This window comes from Mycobacterium sp. E3198 (genome assembly GCF_001667015.1).
Taxonomy (GTDB): Bacteria; Actinomycetota; Actinomycetes; order Mycobacteriales; family Mycobacteriaceae; genus Mycobacterium.
Genome location: NZ_LZIS01000014.1, coordinates 12,650 through 31,071, shown reverse-complemented (window position 1 = coordinate 31,071; position 18,422 = coordinate 12,650). Strand labels below are relative to the sequence as shown.

Annotated in this window: 20 protein-coding genes; 8 read left to right on the top strand and 12 right to left on the bottom strand. The window is 66.9% G+C overall.

Features of this window, described 5'->3' with window-relative positions; all coding sequences use genetic code 11:
• The 5 genes from A5673_RS02470 to A5673_RS02450 all read left to right on the top strand — a co-directional run.
• On the top strand, positions 1-241 hold a 241-nt coding region (locus A5673_RS02470), incomplete at its 5' end, for a CoA transferase (RefSeq protein WP_197518270.1).
• The gene (locus A5673_RS02465; RefSeq protein WP_068226912.1) at positions 238-687 is read left to right on the top strand and encodes a VOC family protein; all 450 of its coding nucleotides are present in this window, start codon (positions 238-240) and stop codon (positions 685-687) included. The genes A5673_RS02470 and A5673_RS02465, both read left to right, overlap by 4 nt.
• Before the next feature lie 46 nt (positions 688-733).
• A complete protein-coding gene (locus A5673_RS02460; protein WP_068226911.1) occupies positions 734-1,933 on the top strand; it encodes a cytochrome P450 in 1,200 nt (399 codons plus the stop codon).
• A 2-nt stretch (positions 1,934-1,935) separates the two neighbouring features.
• On the top strand, positions 1,936-2,979 hold the full coding sequence (locus A5673_RS02455; RefSeq protein WP_068226910.1) for an acyl-CoA dehydrogenase family protein: 1,044 nt from the start codon (positions 1,936-1,938) through the stop codon (positions 2,977-2,979).
• A 2-nt stretch (positions 2,980-2,981) separates the two neighbouring features.
• Complete coding sequence (locus A5673_RS02450) at positions 2,982-4,121, top strand: acyl-CoA dehydrogenase family protein (protein ID WP_068226909.1); 1,140 nt, start codon at positions 2,982-2,984, stop codon at positions 4,119-4,121.
• Between the two features lie 10 nt (positions 4,122-4,131).
• On the opposite strand, the gene A5673_RS02445 is transcribed toward A5673_RS02450, so the two are convergent.
• Complete coding sequence (locus A5673_RS02445) at positions 4,132-4,350, bottom strand: hypothetical protein (RefSeq protein WP_068226908.1); 219 nt, start codon at positions 4,348-4,350, stop codon at positions 4,132-4,134.
• Between the two features lie 115 nt (positions 4,351-4,465).
• Here A5673_RS02445 and A5673_RS02440 point away from each other — a divergent pair, with 115 nt between their 5' ends.
• Positions 4,466-5,761, top strand: a complete 1,296-nt coding sequence (locus tag A5673_RS02440; RefSeq protein ID WP_068226907.1) for an amidohydrolase family protein — start codon at positions 4,466-4,468, stop codon at positions 5,759-5,761.
• 21 nt (positions 5,762-5,782) lie between these two features.
• On the opposite strand, the gene A5673_RS02435 is transcribed toward A5673_RS02440, so the two are convergent.
• The 6 genes from A5673_RS02435 to A5673_RS02410 form a co-directional block, all read right to left on the bottom strand.
• Positions 5,783-6,973, bottom strand: coding sequence for an adenylate/guanylate cyclase domain-containing protein (locus tag A5673_RS02435; RefSeq protein WP_197518269.1), 1,191 nt, complete (start codon positions 6,971-6,973; stop codon positions 5,783-5,785).
• 302 nt (positions 6,974-7,275) lie between these two features.
• Complete coding sequence (locus A5673_RS02430) at positions 7,276-8,223, bottom strand: SMP-30/gluconolactonase/LRE family protein (RefSeq protein WP_068226906.1); 948 nt, start codon at positions 8,221-8,223, stop codon at positions 7,276-7,278.
• Complete coding sequence (locus tag A5673_RS02425) at positions 8,220-8,768, bottom strand: nuclear transport factor 2 family protein (RefSeq protein ID WP_068226905.1); 549 nt, start codon at positions 8,766-8,768, stop codon at positions 8,220-8,222. The genes A5673_RS02430 and A5673_RS02425 overlap by 4 nt, the downstream gene beginning before the upstream one ends.
• Before the next feature lie 5 nt (positions 8,769-8,773).
• Positions 8,774-9,589, bottom strand: coding sequence for an SDR family NAD(P)-dependent oxidoreductase (locus tag A5673_RS02420; RefSeq protein ID WP_068226904.1), 816 nt, complete (start codon positions 9,587-9,589; stop codon positions 8,774-8,776).
• 9 nt (positions 9,590-9,598) lie between these two features.
• A complete protein-coding gene (locus A5673_RS02415) occupies positions 9,599-10,396 on the bottom strand; it encodes an enoyl-CoA hydratase/isomerase family protein (RefSeq protein WP_068226903.1) in 798 nt (265 codons plus the stop codon).
• Positions 10,393-11,616: a cytochrome P450 gene (locus A5673_RS02410; protein WP_231970809.1), complete on the bottom strand. Its 1,224-nt coding sequence runs from the start codon at positions 11,614-11,616 to the stop codon at positions 10,393-10,395. Before A5673_RS02410 ends, A5673_RS02415 begins: the two co-directional genes overlap by 4 nt.
• A gap of 74 nt (positions 11,617-11,690) precedes the next feature.
• On the opposite strand from A5673_RS02410, the gene A5673_RS02405 reads away from it, so the two are divergent.
• Positions 11,691-12,503: an enoyl-CoA hydratase-related protein gene (locus A5673_RS02405; RefSeq protein ID WP_068226902.1), complete on the top strand. Its 813-nt coding sequence runs from the start codon at positions 11,691-11,693 to the stop codon at positions 12,501-12,503.
• A 2-nt stretch (positions 12,504-12,505) separates the two neighbouring features.
• Positions 12,506-13,708, top strand: a complete 1,203-nt coding sequence (locus A5673_RS02400) for an acyl-CoA dehydrogenase family protein (protein ID WP_068226901.1) — start codon at positions 12,506-12,508, stop codon at positions 13,706-13,708.
• Positions 13,709-13,710: 2 nt separating this feature from the next.
• On the opposite strand, the gene A5673_RS02395 is transcribed toward A5673_RS02400, so the two are convergent.
• The 5 genes from A5673_RS02395 to A5673_RS02375 are packed head-to-tail and all read right to left on the bottom strand — an operon-like array spanning position 13,711 to position 18,369.
• Complete coding sequence (locus A5673_RS02395; RefSeq protein WP_231970807.1) at positions 13,711-14,463, bottom strand: enoyl-CoA hydratase/isomerase family protein; 753 nt, start codon at positions 14,461-14,463, stop codon at positions 13,711-13,713.
• A 2-nt stretch (positions 14,464-14,465) separates the two neighbouring features.
• Positions 14,466-15,266, bottom strand: coding sequence for an enoyl-CoA hydratase/isomerase family protein (locus tag A5673_RS02390; RefSeq protein WP_082958510.1), 801 nt, complete (start codon positions 15,264-15,266; stop codon positions 14,466-14,468).
• Positions 15,267-15,272: 6 nt separating this feature from the next.
• Entirely contained in the window at positions 15,273-16,124 is an 852-nt protein-coding gene (locus A5673_RS02385) for an enoyl-CoA hydratase/isomerase family protein (protein ID WP_068226899.1), read from the bottom strand.
• A complete protein-coding gene (locus tag A5673_RS02380) occupies positions 16,121-16,354 on the bottom strand; it encodes a lipoyl domain-containing protein (protein ID WP_082958509.1) in 234 nt (77 codons plus the stop codon). Before A5673_RS02380 ends, A5673_RS02385 begins: the two co-directional genes overlap by 4 nt.
• Positions 16,351-18,369, bottom strand: a complete 2,019-nt coding sequence (locus tag A5673_RS02375) for a thiamine pyrophosphate-dependent enzyme (RefSeq protein ID WP_068226898.1) — start codon at positions 18,367-18,369, stop codon at positions 16,351-16,353. The genes A5673_RS02380 and A5673_RS02375 overlap by 4 nt, the downstream gene beginning before the upstream one ends.
• Positions 18,370-18,422: the final 53 nt, after the last annotated feature.

Sequence of the window (18,422 nt, the reverse complement as noted above, 5' to 3'; positions counted from 1 at the left end):
AAGCCAGCGACGCGGATTCCCGGCCGGGGCGGTGCTGTCCCCCGACGAGGCCTTCGAGGACGAACACATCGCCGCCCGAGGCTTCCATGTGCCGGTCCACCACCCCGAACTGGGGGAGACCTTCCGCTATCCGGGCACGCCATACGTGTTCGGCGCCAACGCAGCAAGCGGCCCCGCACGACCACCCCTGCTCGGGGAACACAACGCGCTGCTCGACGAACTCGTCGACGACACCGCATGACCTCCGGTGGCCGCCTCACCCACATCGGGCTGTGCGTCAGGGATCTCGCAAGGTCGGTCCGATTCTATTGCGCGGCTTTGGGATTCGACGAATGTGGTCGTCTGCGGGTCGACGGGCCCGAGACGGCGCGGCTGCTCGGTGTGCCCGGGCTGGTGCTCGACCTCGTCTACCTGCAGCGCGACGGGTTCCGCCTCGAGTTGCTCAGTTATCCGGCGCCGGGGGTTAGCGAGAAGCGCTCGCCCCGGCGGATGAATGCGGTGGGATTCACCCACCTGTCGTTCCGTGTCGATGACCCGGACGCTTTCGTCGCAGGTATCGAGCGCCTGGGTGGTCGGGCTCGGCCGGAACGGACGGTGACATTCGAGGGCGGCAATCGGGGACTGATGGCCACCGACCCCGACGGCAACTGGATCGAGTTGATCGAACGCGCACCGTCGACCAACTGATCAATTAGTCACTCAGCGTCCGATTGTTCATTGCGATGATAGAGTCATGGCTGTGCCAGCGACCAGCGAGTTGATGTATTCGCCGTTCTCGAGGGCGATCTTCGACGATCCCTATCCGGTGTACCGGAGATTGCGTGACGAGGCGCCGGTCTACCGGGATCCCGAGAATCGCTGGTGGGTTTTGTCCCGGTTCGACGACGTGTCGCAGGCTCTGAGGGATTGGCAGACGTTCTCGTCCAAGCGCGGGCCGGCGCCGGAGAATCCGGACAACGACGGACGCAAGTACTCGGTGATCTCGATGGACCCGCCCCGCCACGATCGCATTCGCGGGGTCCTCAAGGGTTTTTTCACCCCAAAAGCGGTCGCCGCGATGGAGTCTGCCCTGCGGGCGGTGGTCGACACGCACCTGGGCCGGCTGCGGTCGGGTACGACCGTCGACGCGATGGAGGCCTTCGCGTTCTCGGTGCCCACGGACGTGATCGGTGATCTCCTCGGCGTGCCGCACGGCGACCGTGCGCAGTTGCGCGTTTGGTGGGAGGCCTTCCTCACCCGAGAAGAAGGGCAGGTCGCGATGCCCGCCCGGGCCGTCGAGGCCAACCGCATGATCAGTGAGTACATCGGGGACCTGATCGAGCGGCGCCGCACCGACCCGGGCGACGACCTGATCAGCATCGTGCTCCAAGCCATGTTCGACGACCCCGAAGCCGGCGGCCACCGCTGTCTGACCGCGCACGAGGTGCTGATGTTCTGCAATCTTCTGTCGGCCGCCGGCTCGGAAACCACGCAGAAGCTGATCTCGAACGGCTTGGTGGCGCTTGCCGAGCATCCTGATCAATGGCGCCGAATAGTCAACGACCGCAGCATCATTCCCGTCGCTGTGAACGAGGCGCTTCGCTACGACACCCCGAGCCACTGGGTGGCCCGCACGCTTACCCGGCCGATCGAGCGTCACGGCGTCACCATGCGCGAAGGCGATTGGGTGCTCCTGCTGCTGGGTAGCGCCAACCGGGACGAACGGCGCTACGACGATCCCGACCGATTCATCATCGGGAGGCCGCGCGGCACCGACGTGTACTTCGGGTGGGGCATTCATATCTGTCTCGGGCAGTGGTTGGCGCGCCGGGAGGCGCAGCTGGTGTTCGAGTACATCGCGGACAAGTTCCCGAACTATGCCATCGGGGCGCGCGAGCGTGTGCTCACCGCGACGGTGCGCGGATACACCAGCGTGGAGATGACCCTGCGCTGACCATGGAGATCGCCTTCACCGACGAGCAGCAACTGCTCCATGACACCGCCGCGCAGCTGGGGGAGAGCATCGGCGTCACCAACCCGAACGAGATCCCCACAGGGGATGCGCTCGACACGCAATGGCGCCGTCTCGTGAATATCGGTGTGCCAACGCTGCGTTCGCCGGGCCTGTGCGGACTCGACGCGAGCGGTGTCGAAACCGTCATCGTGATCGAAGAACTCGCCAAGACCCTCAGCGCCGTTCCGGTGCTGGGCCAGGCGGTGCTGGTCACGGAACTCCTCGAGGCGGCCGGAGCAGAGAGGGAACTGGAGCTCATCGCGCACGGCGGCCTTCGGCTGGCGCCGGTACTGGACCCCGGCTTGATGGGTTTCGGCTCGGCCCACCGGCCGGGGGTGGCATTCGACGCCGCGGGGGCCACCCACGTGCTACTGACCGCCCGCACCGACGGACAACGTCGGCTGGTGTGCGCACCGGCGGGCGGCGCCGACCCGCACGGCCTGGACCTGACCCGTGAAATCCGTTGTCTACCGGCCGATGCAGCCGCCTCAGCGGTCGTGACCGGCGAGGCTATCGATGACGAACGCTGGCAGCGGGTGCAGTCGTTGGCGATGACCGCCGTCGCCGCCGACCTGGTCGGCACCATGCAGGGCGCCCTGGACGACGCGGTCCGCTACGCGGGTGAGCGTTCGCAATTCGGGGTGAAGATCGGCTCCTTTCAGGCCGTGGGCCATCTCCTCGCCGACGCACTGGTGCAAGTGGAGGGCGCCCGCAGTTGTCTGTGGCACGCCGCGTGGGCGATCGACCACTTGCCGCCCGACGAGGCGCGCCTGGCGGCGATGACGGCGAAGGCATACGCCTCGGCCGCGGGACGAGAGGTGGTGGAGACCACGGTTCAGGTCTTCGGCGGCATCGCGATCACCTGGGAGCACGTTTCGCACCTGCGCCTGCGCCGGACTCTGTTGGACCGGCGGTTGTTCGGTGACGAGACGGTGCACTACGAGGCCATCGCCGCGCTGCGGCTGGCGAACCGGGAACTCGCGTAGGCATGGACTTCAACGACAGCGAACCCGAAGCGCAGTTCCGCGCCGAGCTCAGGCAGTGGCTGTCCGATCACGTTGCCGACGCCGCGATCCCGGACGACCCGGCTGCGCGCGCTGACGCGCAAAACGCCTGGCATCAAACGCTTTACGAAGCCGGATACATCGGCTTGTCCTTTCCCGTCGAGTACGGGGGGCACGGCAAGGGGCAAGTCTACGAGGCGATCCTCAACGACGAGCTCGGGCGGGCCGGCGCCGCGCCCATCGAGGGCGTCGGTCACCTCAGCAACGCGTTACGCCTGTTCGGAACCGACGAGCAGCGCGACACGCTGCTGCCCGGGCTGTTGTCCGGCCGCGTGCGCTGGTGTCAGGGTTTCTCCGAACCCGAGGCCGGATCCGACCTCGCCGGCCTCAGGACCCGGGCCGATTTCATCGATACTGGCGGGCGGGCGGTGTTCCGCGTCAACGGCCGCAAGATCTGGACGAGCTTCGGTGCGGTCGCCGACTGGTGCTTTTTGCTGTGCCGCACCGAGCCGGACGCACCGAAGCACGCGGGCATCTCCGTGTTGCTGGTGCCGATGTCGACGCCCGGCATCGAGGTGCGGCCCATCGTTAACGCCGCGCGAAACCGCGAATTCACCGAGATCACGTTCGACAATGTGGACGTACCCGCGACCAACTTGCTCGGCACGCGCGGGGAAGGCTGGTCCATCGCCAATCAGCTGCTCGCCTACGAGCGCGGTCCCAGCGACATCAACTGGATCGGCCGGCTCAAAACGCAATTACGGCGCCTCGAGGACGACGTTCGCGTCGGCTGGCTCGAAGACTCGCCGTCGGCGCGGGCCCGGCTCGGCCAGGCCTACGTGGAGCTGCGGGCACTGCAGATCAAGGTCATGAGATCCCTCACGGAGCGCCAGAACGGCCGGCTTCCCGGGCCCGAGGGTTCGGTGGACAAGTTGCTCATGACGCGTGCCGACCAGTTCTTCGCCCACGCCATGATGGACCTTTCGGCCAGCGGACCCCTGCTCACCGAAGGCCTGGAATGGGACATTTACGTGTGGTCGCGCGCCGCCGGCATCTACGGCGGAACAGCCCAGGTCCAGCGCAACATCGTCGCCCAACGGGTGCTGGGCTTGCCGCGGGCCTGAATGGGCCGGGTCAGCCCTGCGGGTCTCGGGTCAGATGCTTGTAAGCCTCTTGCAGCCCGTTGAGTCGTCGCATCAAAGTCTCGTCCTGATCATCCGACGCGTTGAGTTTGGCCGCGACCTCGGCGATCTCGGCGGCGAGGCGTTCGGCCGCCTCACCTTTGGTGAGCAGGTCCTGGTCGGCCCAATCGTCGTGCGGGATGCGCGACTGGGGGGTATCGGGTGTTGTCATGCTTCTCCTTGATGCGCTGTTCGTTTGGGCTCTGGCCGCCATCGGCGCTATAGTCAAATAGTCAGAATCTGTTCACTTGTACCGTATCGCACCACTTCGAGAGACGACTCCCACGATGCCGCTGCAACCTTCGATGAAGCTCCTGTCCGTCGATGATCACCTGATCGAGCCACCGCAGGTCTGGGCGGACCGGCTGCCGAAGAAATTCCTCGACGACGGTCCCCGCATCGTCGACTTTCCGCGCGACGGCGCTCCGCCGGTGCAGCAGTGGGTCTATGAGGGCAGGCCCTATCCCAACATCGGGCTGAATGCTGTCGCCGGGAAGTCGCCGGAGGAATTCGGTGTCGACCCGATCCGCTACGCCGACATGATCCCCGGGTGCTACGACCCGAAAGCCCGACTGGCGGACATGGACATCGACGGCGTGCACGCCATGTTGTGCTTTCCGTCCTTCCCGCGCTTCTGCGGCACCGTTTTCCTGGAAGGCGAGGACAAGGAACTCGCGCACCTGTCCGTCCAGGCGTGGAACGACTTCTCGCTCGACGAGTGGTGCGCCACCGACCCCGCCCGGTTCATCCCGATGGCGATCACGCCGCTGTGGGACCCGGCCCTGCTCGTCGCCGAGATCGAGCGGGTGGCCGCCAAGGGGGCGCGGGCGATCGGGCTGCCGGACAACCCGACCAACCTGAAGCTGCCCAGCTACCACACCACGTACTGGGAGCCGGTGTGGTCGGCGCTCGAAGAGACCAACCTGACCGCGGTGATGCACTTCGGCAGTGGTGGATTCCCGCCGCAGACCGCGCCGGAGGCGCCTTTCGCGGTGATGATCACGTTGATGGGTACCACGTCCATGGCCGCGGCGACCGAGCTCATCTTCTCGCCGGTGTTCCACAAGCACCCGAACCTCAAAGTCGCGTTCTCCGAAGGCGGCGTCGGCTGGATGCCGTACCTCGTCGAGCGCGCGGACTACGTCTGGCGCAAGCACAAGTTCTACCAGAACATCCACCCCACGGTGGCGCCGTCGGAATTGTTCCGGCGCAACATCGCCGGATGCTTCATCGAAGACGAAGTCGGCATGTCGATGCGCCACCAGATTGGCATCGACAACATCACCTGGGAATGCGACTACCCGCACTCCGACTCGTTCTGGCCCAAGAGCCGCGCGCGCGCCGAGGAGATGCTCGCGAACGTGCCCGACGAGGAGGCCGCCAAGATCGTCGAGCTCAACACGCGACGCTGGTATGCCTTCCCGGAGGACGGCTTCAAATCCTGTACCGCGGATGCCGGGTGGCGCCCCAACGGGGGCAATCCGCCAGAGTACGACTACGACGAGGTCATGGCCGACCACGGCGGCATCGGATTGGAGGCCTTCCTGAACAAGATGGAAGAGCAGAAGTCGCGCAAGGTTTGAACTCGCTCATTCGCCTAGCAGTTAATCGACCGGGACGGCGATATCGGTCGGATTGGCCCGCCCACGAAGCACTTTGGAGTCGATGACTCGCCACCGGCGCGACTCCTCCTGACTCGCCATGTCCAGCGCCGCGGCCGACGCGGCGACGCCAACCGACAGCTTGGCGACGTCGGTGAGCCGCGCCGCCTCGTTGACCGGGTCGCCGATCACCGTGTATTCGTAACGGCCGGGGTGGCCTACGTTGCCGGCCACCGCCATGCCGGCCGAGACGCCGATGCCGGCCCTGATCGGCGCGCCGGGCGGATTCAGAATCCTGTTGAGTTCGCGCGCGGTCGCCAGCGCATGCGCGGCGCGGTCATCGTCGTCGAGGGGGGCGCCGAAGATCGCCAGCGCGGCGTCCCCTTCGAACTTGTTGACAAAGCCCCGATTCGCTTCGACGGCGTTCACCACCATCGTGAAGAAGTCGTTGAGCGTCGCCAGCAACTCGGGGGGTTCCAGTGTGGTGGCCAGTCGCGTCGAGCCCACCAGATCCACGAACAACACCGCGACTTCGCGGTTGACCCCGTCGAACCCGATCCGGTCACTCGCGCAGGCGAGTTGCTCGGCCCGATGGGCCACCTCACGGCCGACGTGGCGGCCGAACAGGTCGCGCAGTCGCTCCCGTTCACGCAGTCCGGTTGCCATCGTGTTGAACCCGGCTTGCAAGAGTCCCAGCTCGGAAGCGTCGAAAACGGGTACCGATGCCTCGAATTCGCCGCGCTGAACCTTTTGCATGCCGCGCGTCACTTCGTCGATGGGATCGGCTAGCGCCGACCCGTTGAACGCCGCGACCACCAGGCCGCACGCCATGGCGCAGCCCCCGAGTAACAGCACGGTGAGCGCGAGGCGGTGCACCGGATAGTCGAAGGCCAAGGCACTGGTGGCGACCAGCATGACCATCAGGAGCGGAACACCGGTTCCGATCACCCAGGCGCTCATGGCACGCAGCCGAAGGCCTGGCCCCTGAGGCCGTGTCGGTGGGTGGTCGGTGAGCAGCTTGGCCGTTGTTGGCCGTAGCGCGATCTTGCACATCCAGTAGGACAGCGCGGTTGTCACGATGGCGCCCAGGATCATCGACACGCCCAGCGTTGCCGCCAGCCACGGTCTGCCGAGATTGATGAGCACGAAAACAGCGCTGGCCGTCGACCACACCGCCCCGTGGAGGACGGCCATTCTCCTCGGTATCGCCAAGACGACGCGCCGTGCTGTGGCGTCGCTAGCGCCCGATGGCAGGCTCATCCACAAGTAGCCGCAGATCACCGCAAATGGCAGGCTGACAACGCAATAGCCAGCCGCCACAACGATGTTGAACTTCAATACATGTTGTTGGGCCAGCGCCGTGCCGGTCGGAAGACCCCACAGGGCCAACGCAGCGATCACCGCCGCGCCAACAATGGTGGGGATGACCGCGCCGGATATGAGTAGCGGTCTTCCGGCGGGAGCGAATGGCGAACGCAGCCGGCGCCGGCCCAGCTTCACGGTGATGCGCGGGTGGCGCCCAAGCGATCCCGCCAGTTCTCCACCATCATCAGTCGTCCCGATGAGGCGAGCGTCATGAACACGGTGTCACCGTCGGGGCTCAGCGCGACGTTGGTGGTCATCGGGTCGTCGGCGGAAATGGTGCCCAGCAGTTCTCCGGTTGGCGAGAAGACCGTGACACCGCCCGTACCCAATGTCGCGACGAGTATCCGCCCGGCCGCGTCCACGCAGAGCCCGTCGGCCCCTCCGACATTCAGCGGACCACCGCTGGGCACAGTTGCCAGACCGCGCGCCCGGGACACCACTCCGGGCCCGTCGAGGGTGAACTCCCAGACCCGGCGCGTGCGGGTCTCGGCCACGTAGAGCAACGCCCCGTTGGGGGACAGGGCCACGCCGTTGGGCATCTCGAGTGGGTAGACGATCTCGCGAAGCCCACCGTCGACGGTGCCGTAGAGCAGTCCCGTCATGCCGCGGCTGCGGTTGCGCACGGTTCCGCCGTCGGTGACATAGAAGCCGCCATCGCCGTCAACGCAGATGTCGCTGGGCCGCATCAGCGGCAGCGTGCCGCCGGAGCGCGTGGCGAATTCGGTGCATAGAGCGCTGACCCGACCGTCGGCTTCGACCAACTGCAGCCCGGGAACGAAGGGGCGATCGGGCGGCCCCACCGGCCGGAAAAGCGTTGCGCAACCGACGAAGTCGTACGGCCAGGGGCCGAACCCGAAGGTGGAGCCACCGTTCTGGCAGACCACCAGTCGACCGTCCGGAAGCCGGGCCACCCCGTTGGGGCCGCCGCCGGTCTCGGCGACCGTCTCGATGACGCCGTCCGGGCGGACGCGGGTGATCCTGCCGGCCGCCATCTCCGAGACCACGACGGAACCGTCGTCGTACACGACCGGGCTTTCGGGGAAGGCCAGCCCCTCGGCCAGGCAACGTGCGGCGCTCACGGCCGCTGTTCCCCGTCGGTCCGCGTCGCCGCGTTGCTCCGCCACCAAGCCGCGAACACCGGGTCCGTCAGCGGTAGGTCACCGACCCCGATCTGGTTTCGTGGCCAGGAGGCGGCTTCTTGCATCAGGGGTGACGTCGGGCGGCTCACGCCGTAGAACAGGCGATGCCTTCGGTGCAGGAAAAGCCAACGCCCGCCGTGAAGCTCGTAGCGGTCCTCGTACTTGATCAGCTGCTCGATGAACCCATCGGCGTTGGTCTGCGCGAAACACTGGGCCCAGACCCGCCCGTGGGCGCGGTCCTCGGTGTCGAGCTCGACGAGGTGGTTGGCGACCAGGATGACGGCGAACACGCTTGCGTCCACGCTAGCCGACATCAACCGGCGCAACGCCTTACGACCCTCACCGTGGTCGCCGAACCGGGCGTGCGGGACGAACAACTCGGCCATCGCGTCGACGTCCCGCGCTTCGATCGCCGCGGCGTAACGGTAGGGCAGTTGACGAATCTCCTCCTTCGCCAACAGGTCCCGAACTTCAGCGTCGTGCATCGGGGCTAGGGCACCGGTCTCGGCGGGCCGAGCACGTACTGCCACGATTGCGGATGGTGATACCAGCCGCAGGCCGCTGACGTTCCGCCGTCGACGTGCAGCGTCTGCCCGGTCACGTACGCGCTGAGGTCGCTGGCGAGGAAGATTGCCGCCCCGGCCATTTCGTCGACGTGGCCGGCGCGACCCATCGGCACCATGAATTTGGCGTTCTCGACGCCGTTGGGAGCCATCTTCTCCAGGCTGTCGGTGAGCGTGAAGTCGGGTGCGAGCCCATTGACGCGGATGTTATGCGGTGCCAGTTCCAGCGCGGCGGTCTTGGTGAAGTTGACCACCCCCGCTTTGGCCGCGGCGTAGGCGGCGAACCCAGGCGCGGCGCGTACCGCCTCGATGGTGCTGATGTTGATGACGCTGCCGCCTTGTCCCGCCTCGACCAGGGCCCGCGCTACGCGCTGCGTGCAGAGCAGCACCTGCGTCAAATTGATCCGGATCAGGGCATCCCAGCCGTTGGGCGAGGTGTCCAGCAGACCGGACCAGAAGACCCCGCCGGCATTGTTGACCAGGATGGTCGGAACCCCTAACGCGTCGACGGTGGTGGCCAGCGCCGCGTCGACCTGTTCGGGGTTGCGCACGTCGGTGACGCAGGCGAGGCCGCCGACGCGCGCGGCCACCGCCGCGGCGCTCTGCTGGTCCTTTTCCCAGATGGCCACCCGGGCGCCGAATTCGGTGAGGGCCGCGGCGATGGCGCTTCCGATCCCACCGCCCCCGCCGGTGACGACGGCGACCCGGCCGTCCAGCGACGTGGCGTTCCGGTGCAGCGTCATTCGCGTCTCTCAGCGTCCACGAAAGTTGGGGTCGCGGCGCTCGGTGAAGGCCGCTATGCCCTCGGCGACGTCGTCGGTCGCGGCGACCTGCTCCACCAACAGCGCCTCGGTGCGAAACGCGGCATCGCGGTCGACGTCGAACGCCTGATTCAGCATCGTCTTGGCCGCCGCCAGCGCGCGGGTGGGCCCGCTGGCGAGCCGTTGGGCCCAGGCGGCCGTCTCGGCCTCCAGGTCATCGGCGCCAACGACCTTGTTGACCAGTCCGATGCGCTCGGCCTCCGCGGCGGAGAGCTCCTCGCCGAAGAACAGCAGCTGCTTTGCGACGTTGAGCGGGACCTTGCGCGCCAGCAGGTAGGCGGCGCCCCCGTCGGGTGCCAGCCCGCGCCGCGCGAAAAGCTCGATGATGCGGGCGCTTTCGCAGGCCACGATGAGGTCGCACGCCAGCACCATGCTGGCGCCCACGCCGGCGGCGATCCCGTTGAGCGCGCACAGCACCGGCTTCTCGCAGTCGAGCAACGCGGACACCACCGCCTGAGACCCGGTACGCAGGATGCGGGCGGCGTCGCCCGCAACCCGATCCTTCTTGGGCTGCATTCCCGGGTCCCGCAGATTCGGTCCCGTACAAAAATGCTTGTGCCCGCGGCCGGTGAGCACCACCGCCCTGACGGTCGGGTCGTCGGACGCGGATCGTAGGTTTTCGATGAGGGCCTGCTGCATCGCCCGCGTCACCGAGTTGCCGGCGTCGGGGCGGTCCAGGACCAACCAGAGCACTGAGTCGTCGGTGTGGACTGCAAGGTCGGGCGTCATAGTTGCAGCGGCACGCTGGCGGGCCCGCGCACGGAATTGGTGTGCACATACGTCACCGCGCCCTGGTCGACGTCCCAGGTCGGAAAACGCTTCAACGTCTCTTCGAGCGCGACCCGGGCCTCGAGGCGGGCCAGCGCCGCGCCCAGGCAGAAGTGTGAACCGTGGCCGAAGCTGATGTGCCGGATTCCGCTGCGCTCGACGTCAAGGGCATCCGGGTTGTCGTATTGGCGTTCGTCGCGGCCCGCCGATCCCGTCAGCAGGGCAACGCGCGAGCCCGCGGGGATGAGCGTGCCGTTGTAGGTGACATCGCGTTTCGTGTAGCGGCCCTGCACGGGCGACGGCGCGTCATAGCGCAGCAGTTCCTCCACGGCGTTGCCGATCAGGTCGGGTTTGTCGACCAACTTGGCCCGCTGGTCGGGGTACTGCGCGAGTGTCAGCGCGGCCCATCCCAGCAGGCGCGCGACCGTCTCGTTGCCGGCGACGTTGATCATCGCGATGAACATCAACACTTCGCCATCGTCCAGCCGACGGGTCTCGCGACCCGCCTGAACCAGGTCGGAGTTCATCAGGTTGCCGACGATGTCGTCGGTCGGGATGGCCCTGCGACGCTGAATCTGATCCGCGTAGTAGCCGAGCAGTTTCCCCTTGTCCTGTTGGCCCTGCTCGCTGAGCTCGGTGCTGCCCTCGTCGCGGTGGAGCTGGGCGTCCGACCACTCGCGCAGGTTGTCGTGGTCTTCCTCGGGGAAACCCAGCAGCGAGCTGATCACCATCACCGGTAGCTTCATCGAGAAATCGCGCACGTAGTCGAAGCCGTCGGTGCCGACAAAGGCATCCAGGTAGTCGCAGCACAGCGAGCGCACCCGTTCCTCGAGCCGGGCGATCTGGGTGCGAAAGAACGTGCGATTGACCATTTTCCGCAGTGCGGTGTGGTCGGGTGGATCCATCATGATCATCGCCCGTGGTGACGGCCACGGTTCGTCGGTGATCGCGTCGAGAGTGATCCCGTGCGACGAGGAAAACGTCTCCGTATCCAGCGACGCTTCCATGACGTCGGCGAACCGGCTCAAAGCGTAGAAGCCGTACTGGTCGTTGTAGTAAGTTGGCGCTTCGTCTCGCAGCCGTTTCCAGACCCCGTACGGATTCTGGTGCAACGCGCGGTCGAACGGATCCCAACGTAGCTCGATCGTCGTCATCGGCACCACCCCTTCGCCAAAGAACACTAATACATAATATGTATAGTTGCACCATGCTGACGGCGTGGTGATCGTCTGCCCGGTGTTGAGGAGGACGAACGATGGAAACGCGAGAACTCGAGCACGTGATCTACCAGAAGGACGGCCCGATCGCGCGGATCATCCTCAACAACCCGGACGCCGCCAACGCCCAGAGCTCGGACATGGTCCACAGCGTCAACGAGGCGCTCGACGACGCGCAGTACGACTACGACATCAAGGTTGTCATCATCAAGGCCAACGGCAAGGGGTTCTGCTCCGGTCACATCCCCACCGGTGCGTACCCGGAGTTCATGGCGGAACTGCAAGCGTCCGGGAAGGTGTGGCGTTCCGCCGCGCAGTTGTTCCTGTGGCCGGTGCTGAAATTGTGGGAATTTCCCAAGCCGGTGATTGCCCAGGTGCACGGGTACGCGATCGGTGGGGGCACGACCTGGGCGCTGATCCCGGAAATCACCGTCTGCTCCGAGGACGCGTGGTTCCAGATGCCCCTGGTCCCGGGCTTCGGGCTGCCCGGCGCCGAGACCATGTTCGAACCCTGGGTCTTCATGAACTACAAGCGGGCCGCCGAATACCTGTACACGGCTCAGCGGTTGAGCGCGGCGGAAGCGCTCGAGTTTGGTCTGGTGAACCGCGTTGTCCCCGCCGACCAGCTCGAGGCCACCGTGGAGGAGCTTGCCGCCCAGATCGCCAAGGCGCCGCTGATCACGTTGCAGGCCGTCAAGTCCGGCGTCATCCGCGCGTGGGAGACGATGGGATTTCGCACTCATCAGCAGGCCACGAACGACCTGCAGGCGATGGTGACCGGCAGCAAGGAGTTTCAGCAATTCATGGCGGAGCTGATGAAGAAGGGCTCCAAACCCACCGAACGCATCTAGCCATGCCGTGCAAGCCCATCATCCAATTCGGCGGTGACGAGAGCACAGAGGCGCTGCGGACTGCGATCCGCGGGTGGCTGGCGGACAACCTCGCCGACGAGTTCCGGCGCACTGCGGCCAATCCCGATTACCTGCCGCGCGACGCCCACGGGCGTGCGGTCGCGTTCTGCAGGGCATTGCACGAGCAGGGCTGGTTCGTGCCGCATTGGCCCGCCGAATACGAGGGCGGCGGGCGCGGAATCGTCGAACAGGTGGTCATCCGCGAGGAGCTCGCCTATGCGGGGGCACCGCTGGTGAATACCAATGGCGTGAACATGTTGGCGCCGGTGCTGTTCAAATACGGGACGCCCGAACAGAAGGCGGAGCACCTGCCGGCCATCGCGCGCTCGGAACGGATGTGGGCACAGGGTTATTCGGAGCCGGAGGCCGGCTCGGACCTGGCGTCGCTGCGCATGACGGCCCGGCGAGACGGCGACGAGTACGTCCTCGACGGGCAGAAGACCTGGACCAGCAACGGCGTGCTCGCGGACTGGATCTTCGTGCTGGCTCGCACCTCGCCCGTGGCGGACAAGCGCCAGGCCGGAATCTCGTTCTTCTTGGTGGACCTGGAGAGTCCGGGGATCACGCGCCGGCCCATCCGGTCCATGACCGGGTATCCGACGTTTGCCGAGGAATTCTTCGACGCTGTGCGGGTGCCGGCCGCCAACCTCGTGGGCGCCGAGGGGGAGGGCTGGACGGTCGGCAAGGCGCTGCTTGACGCCGAGCGGTCGAACATCACCCGGGCGGCTCAGGCCCAGCGTTATCTCGATGAGCTGATCGACTGGTGCCATGCGCAGAGGGGCTCGACGTGCGACCCGCTGTCCGATCCCGCCAACCGCATCGCGCTGGCGCGCGCCGTCGAACGCGTCGAGGTGGGCCGCGCGCTGTCCTATCGGGTCGCGCACCTGCAGGCGGCCGGCGCGCTGGATCCCGCGCTGCCGTCATTGTCGAAGCTCTATCACTCCGAATTGACCGCCGAGCTGCGCGGACTCGGAGCTCAGATCCTCGGTCCGGCAGGCGAACTCATGCCGGACGACCCGGACGCCGTGCTCGACGGGCACTTCTCCGAGGGTCTGCTGCTGTCGTTGCTCCACACGATCGGCGGTGGCACCAGCGAGATCCAACGCGACCTGATCTCGACGGTCGGTTTGGGAATGCCGCGCTGAATTCAGGAGTAGGCGGCTCGTCCTTTGGCGGCCGCCGATCGCTGCTGCGCCACCGTCGCCATCGCTAGCTCGAGCGGATGGAACGCGGCAAGCTGCGCGGCCTCAGCGGAATTGATCAGCCGCTTGGTCATTTCGACCGCCCCGGCGTCGGCTTGCGCCAGCTCGAGGGCGATGGCCCGCGCACGCGCGATCGCCGAACCCGGATCCACCACATCGGTGACCAATCCCAGCCGCTCGGCCTCGGACGCCGACAGGCGGACTCCGCGTAGCAGCAGCGACGCCGCGGGTTGCTTGCCCAACTGCTGGGTGAGGCGCCACGCCAGCCCGCCGTCGGGAACCACGGCGCGGGCCACGAACGGGGCGGCGAAGTAGGCGTCGGATGCGCACACCACCAGGTCGCACGACAGCGCCAGGCTCCACCCGAGGCCGATGGCCGCTCCCTCGACCGCGGCAATGGTCGGCACCGGCAGTGCTTTGAGTTGCTCCATCACCCGTTGGGCATGTTCGACGCGCCCGGCCGGGCCCAGCGGGCCACTGCCGTGTGCCGGTCCGGTCTTCAAATCACCACCCGCACAAAAGAATCCGTCCGCACCCGCCAGCACCACGCCGCGAACGTTGTCGTCGACGACGGCGTAAAGCGCCTCCGACAGTTCGGTCCACGACTCGTAGCGCAGGGCGTTGCGCTGTCGCGGCCGGTTGAGCAGGACCAAGGCGACGCCGTCGTGGTCCTCGCGGCGAATCAGAGGATCGCTCACTGTCACTGTCGGCCGAGGAACTTGTCGATGGCAGCCCGGTGTTCGGGTGTGGTGAAACACTCTGTCTCGGCCGAGATCCCGTATTCGAGGATGCCGGTGATCGCGCGCTGGGCATGCAGGTTCAGCGTCCGCTTCGTGTCCTGCACCGCCCTCGGTGGCAGGGCGGCCAGGCGGTGGGCGATCGACAGCCCCTCCAGCTTGATCTCCGCGTGCGGCACGACCCGATTGGCCAGACCCAACTCGACGGCCTTGTCGGCCTTGATGCGCTCGCCGAGCATCAAATACTCCTTGGCCTTCAACAGGCTCATCAGCAACGGCCACAGCACTGAACCACCATCGCCGGCCACCAGCCCGCTCGCGACATGTGTATCTGCGAAGAACGCCCGATCGGACATCAGGACGATGTCGCACAAAACCGCGATGCTGCACCCGAAGCCGACCGCGGGCCCGTTGACGGCCGCGACCACGGGCAGCGGGAAGTCGATCATGTCGCGCACGATGCGGCGGGCGTCGCGCATCCCGGCGCGCCGTGTCACCGGGTTGTTGACGTGGGTTTCCAACCACTCCACCAGGTTTCCGCCGGCGGAAAAGTAATCGCCCGTCCCCGTGATCAGCACCGCCCGCGCATCAGGGTCTTCGGCCAGAGTCGCCCACAGCCGGGTGAACGCGGTGTGCATTCTGTTGTTGACCGCGTTGGCGTCGTCCGGGTTGTTCAGCGTCACGATCCGGACGGGACCGTCGTCGGCCACGAGGATCTCCTCGCAGCCGGTCAGTTCCGGCGTGCCCTGCGGTAGCTCGGTCATGGGCTGTCAGCCGTCCTCTTGCGGAGCCAGCCACGCCGATCGTCTGGTTTGGACGAACGCGTCTCGATCATGGTTGACTGCCCAATCTGGAGATCGCTTCTGCAGGAACGCCGTGAAGGCCTCGATCTGTTCGGCGGTTCCTATTGAAGACCAGTAGCCCGTCACGTCGACGGGCGGTAGCGCGCGCGCCATTTCGCGCTTGACTGCCGCGCGCGCGGCGGGGCCCGTCTTCCGCACTCGCTCGAGCAACGCATCGACTTCCGACCGAAGGGAGTCGTGCGCAACGACCTTGCCGACCAGTCCGAGACGCTCGGCCTCCTGCGCATCGACCCAATCATTGCCGTAGATCAGGTGATTGGCCCTTAGCGTGCCCAGTCGTTGTGGCAGTCGGGCGGCGACGAACGCCTCATACACGCCGCGGGTGAGGTCCGGGACCCGGAACCGGGCGCGATCGGAGGCGACGACCAGATCGGCGAACAAGGTCATCACCAAGCCGCCGCCCATGGCGATGCCGTTGACGGCGCAGACCACGAGTTTCGGTATCCTGACCAGCGTTTCGAACGGTGTGCCGTCATAAGACTCGGTGAACGCGTCCCACCTGCGGTCTGGATTCTGCACCGCGTTCATGTCGCCGCCCGCGCAGAACACGTCGCCCGTCCCGGTGATCACCAGGAAGTTCAGGTCGGGTTCGTCGGCGACGATCATCGCTGCCCGTTTGATCCCGTGATAGCCGTCCGCGGTGACCGCGTTCTTCTTCTCCGGTCGGTTGATGGTGACGGTCAGGGTGTCGCCGTCGATCCTGCCGTCGAGCTCGGGGGCGCAGAGGTCGACGTCGACGGAATCCGGTAGCGCGTTCACCGTGCCTCGATCACTGCGAGCAGTTCACCGACGTCATAGGTCGTCCCGGCGCTGACCTTCCACGTGACGATGCCACTGGCCGGTGCTTCGATGTCCATCTCGACTTTGTCGGTGGCGATCTGGTACAGCGGATCCCCCTCGGAGACGTGCGCACCGTCCGCCACGTAGAGGTCGGTGACCTCGGCCTCGGTGATCGCGTCGCCCGGTTTCGGCATCCGCACCTCCGTCACGCGATCCTCCTGACCGCTTCGACAAGCCGCGCGGCGTCCGGGCGGCAGGCGGCTTCCAATGTCGCCGCCCGCGGCACGGGCGTGTAGGTGCCGGCCACGCGCTGAATCGGGCTCGCCAGCACGCCGAAAAGCTCCGTCCCCACGGCCGCGGCGATCTCGGCGCCCGGGCCGCAAAATCCGACGGATTCGTGGGCGACGACCAGGCGACGGGTGACGCGGACGGATTCAAGGACGGTGGCCAGATCCAACGGCACCAGGCTGCGCAGGTCGACCACCTCCACCGAAACGCCCTCGGCGGCAAGCTGATCGGCGGCATCGAGCGCGGCGTGGACCAGGCTGCCGTAGGTGCAGATCGTGACGTCGGTGCCCGCGCGTTTGACGTCGGCCTGGCCGAGCGGGATGACGTAGTCGGCCTTCGGCACGGGTCCCTTGCCGCCGCCGTAGTAGAGCTTCATCGACTCGATGAACAGGCATGGATCGTCCTCAGCCAGGCAGGCATTGAGCAGCCCGACCGCGTCGGCGGCGGTGCTGGGCCACACCACCTTGATGCCCGGCGTATGCATCGCCCACGCCTCGAACGCCTGCGAGTGTTGCGGCCCGGCGGCCGTACCCACCATGGCGCGGATGACCATCGGGGCGCCCTGTCGGCCGCCTGACATATAGCGGATCTTGGCGGCGTGGTTGGCGATCTGGTCCATGGCCACGCCGAGAAAGTCCATGAACATCAGTTCCGCGACCGGTCGCAGCCCGCCCAGCGCGGCACCAACGGCGGCGCCGATGATCGAGGACTCGGCGATCGGGGTGTCGCGCACCCGGTGGCTGCCGTACTTGGTGGACAGCCCGGCGGTGATCTTGAACATGCCGCCCGATGGGTCGGCGATGTCCTCACCGAGCAGCACGATCGACTCGTCGGCCGCCATCGCGCGGTCCAGCGTGCGGTGGATCGCCTGGACGAGGCCGAGGGTCTCGGTTTCGCCCTCGGGGATCGCGGCGCGCTCTGTCGCCGGTGCCGCAAGCTCGCTGCCGTGCGCGGCGAACACGTCGCGGGTCAGTTCGTCGTCGCCGGGGGGCTCGGCGTCGCGCGCGGCGGTGAAGGCCGCGTCGATCGCGGCAATGAGATCCGAGTCGATGCGGTCGAGATCGGCCTCGTCGGCCAGGCCCTCGTCGATCAGCCGCCGCCGATACCGCGCGAAGGGCGGGTCCGCGCGCTTGGCCGCAAGCTCGTCGGGGTCGGCGTAGGGCATCTGGTCGCCGAAGTAGTGGCCCTGCAGGCGGTAGGCGGCGGCTTCGACGAACGACGGGCCGCCCCCGGACCGTGCGCGCTGGGCCGCCTCGGCCACGGCCTGGTACACCGCGCGCGGGTCCGTGCCGTCGACCGTGACGCCGGGCATCGCGTAGCCGGCGGCGCGGTCGGACAATCGCGCCGTGCGGGTATAACCCGCCACCGGCGTGCATTCGGCCCACGCGTTGTTCTGGCAGAAGAACACCACCGGAAGCGCCCACAGCGCCGCCATGTTCATTGCCTCGTGGACATAGCCGATGCTGGTCGCCCCGTCGCCGAAGCTCACCAGCACCACGCGGTCACTGCCCTTGATGGCCTCCGCCGATGCGATCCCGTTCGCGATCAGCGGGCCCGCACCGACGATGCCGGTGGTCCACGCGATGCCGTGGTCGGGGTCGTAGATGCCCATGGCGCCGGCCTTGCCCTTCGACAGACCGGTGCCGCGGCCCAGGATCTCGGCGAAATACCCGGGCAGGTCGATGCCCTTGGCCACCACGTCGCCGAGTCCGCGATAGGTGGTGACCAGTTGGTCGGTGTTTGACAGGGCGAGCGCGGCCCCGGCCGACATCGCCTCCTGGCCGTCCACCGGCCAGTAGCTCATCGCGATTTCACCGGAAGACAGGCCCTTTCGCACGCGTTGGTCGCTATGGTGCACCTTGCTCATCAGGCGATACAACTCCAGCGCGTGGTCGTCGGTAAGCGGCCGGATCCCGGCGTCTAACGGCGTGGCCATCACGACTCCTTCACGGATGTGCGGTACGCCAAGGAGTCTACAATATGACGAAA

What these genes read in the sequence shown, in the direction of transcription:
- A5673_RS02465 (WP_068226912.1), top strand. Translation starts at nt 238, where the DNA reads ATGACCTCCGGTGGCCGCCTCACCCACATCGGGCTGTGCGTCAGGGAT.
- A5673_RS02460 (WP_068226911.1), top strand. Translation starts at nt 734, where the DNA reads ATGGCTGTGCCAGCGACCAGCGAGTTGATGTATTCGCCGTTCTCGAGG.
- A5673_RS02455 (WP_068226910.1), top strand. Translation starts at nt 1,936, where the DNA reads ATGGAGATCGCCTTCACCGACGAGCAGCAACTGCTCCATGACACCGCC.
- A5673_RS02450 (WP_068226909.1), top strand. Translation starts at nt 2,982, where the DNA reads ATGGACTTCAACGACAGCGAACCCGAAGCGCAGTTCCGCGCCGAGCTC.
- A5673_RS02445 (WP_068226908.1), bottom strand. Translation starts at nt 4,350, where the DNA reads ATGACAACACCCGATACCCCCCAGTCGCGCATCCCGCACGACGATTGG.
- A5673_RS02440 (WP_068226907.1), top strand. Translation starts at nt 4,466, where the DNA reads ATGCCGCTGCAACCTTCGATGAAGCTCCTGTCCGTCGATGATCACCTG.
- A5673_RS02435 (WP_197518269.1), bottom strand. Translation starts at nt 6,973, where the DNA reads ATGGCCGTCCTCCACGGGGCGGTGTGGTCGACGGCCAGCGCTGTTTTC.
- A5673_RS02425 (WP_068226905.1), bottom strand. Translation starts at nt 8,768, where the DNA reads ATGCACGACGCTGAAGTTCGGGACCTGTTGGCGAAGGAGGAGATTCGT.
- A5673_RS02420 (WP_068226904.1), bottom strand. Translation starts at nt 9,589, where the DNA reads ATGACGCTGCACCGGAACGCCACGTCGCTGGACGGCCGGGTCGCCGTC.
- A5673_RS02415 (WP_068226903.1), bottom strand. Translation starts at nt 10,396, where the DNA reads ATGACGCCCGACCTTGCAGTCCACACCGACGACTCAGTGCTCTGGTTG.
- A5673_RS02405 (WP_068226902.1), top strand. Translation starts at nt 11,691, where the DNA reads ATGGAAACGCGAGAACTCGAGCACGTGATCTACCAGAAGGACGGCCCG.
- A5673_RS02400 (WP_068226901.1), top strand. Translation starts at nt 12,506, where the DNA reads ATGCCGTGCAAGCCCATCATCCAATTCGGCGGTGACGAGAGCACAGAG.
- A5673_RS02390 (WP_082958510.1), bottom strand. Translation starts at nt 15,266, where the DNA reads ATGACCGAGCTACCGCAGGGCACGCCGGAACTGACCGGCTGCGAGGAG.
- A5673_RS02375 (WP_068226898.1), bottom strand. Translation starts at nt 18,369, where the DNA reads ATGGCCACGCCGTTAGACGCCGGGATCCGGCCGCTTACCGACGACCAC.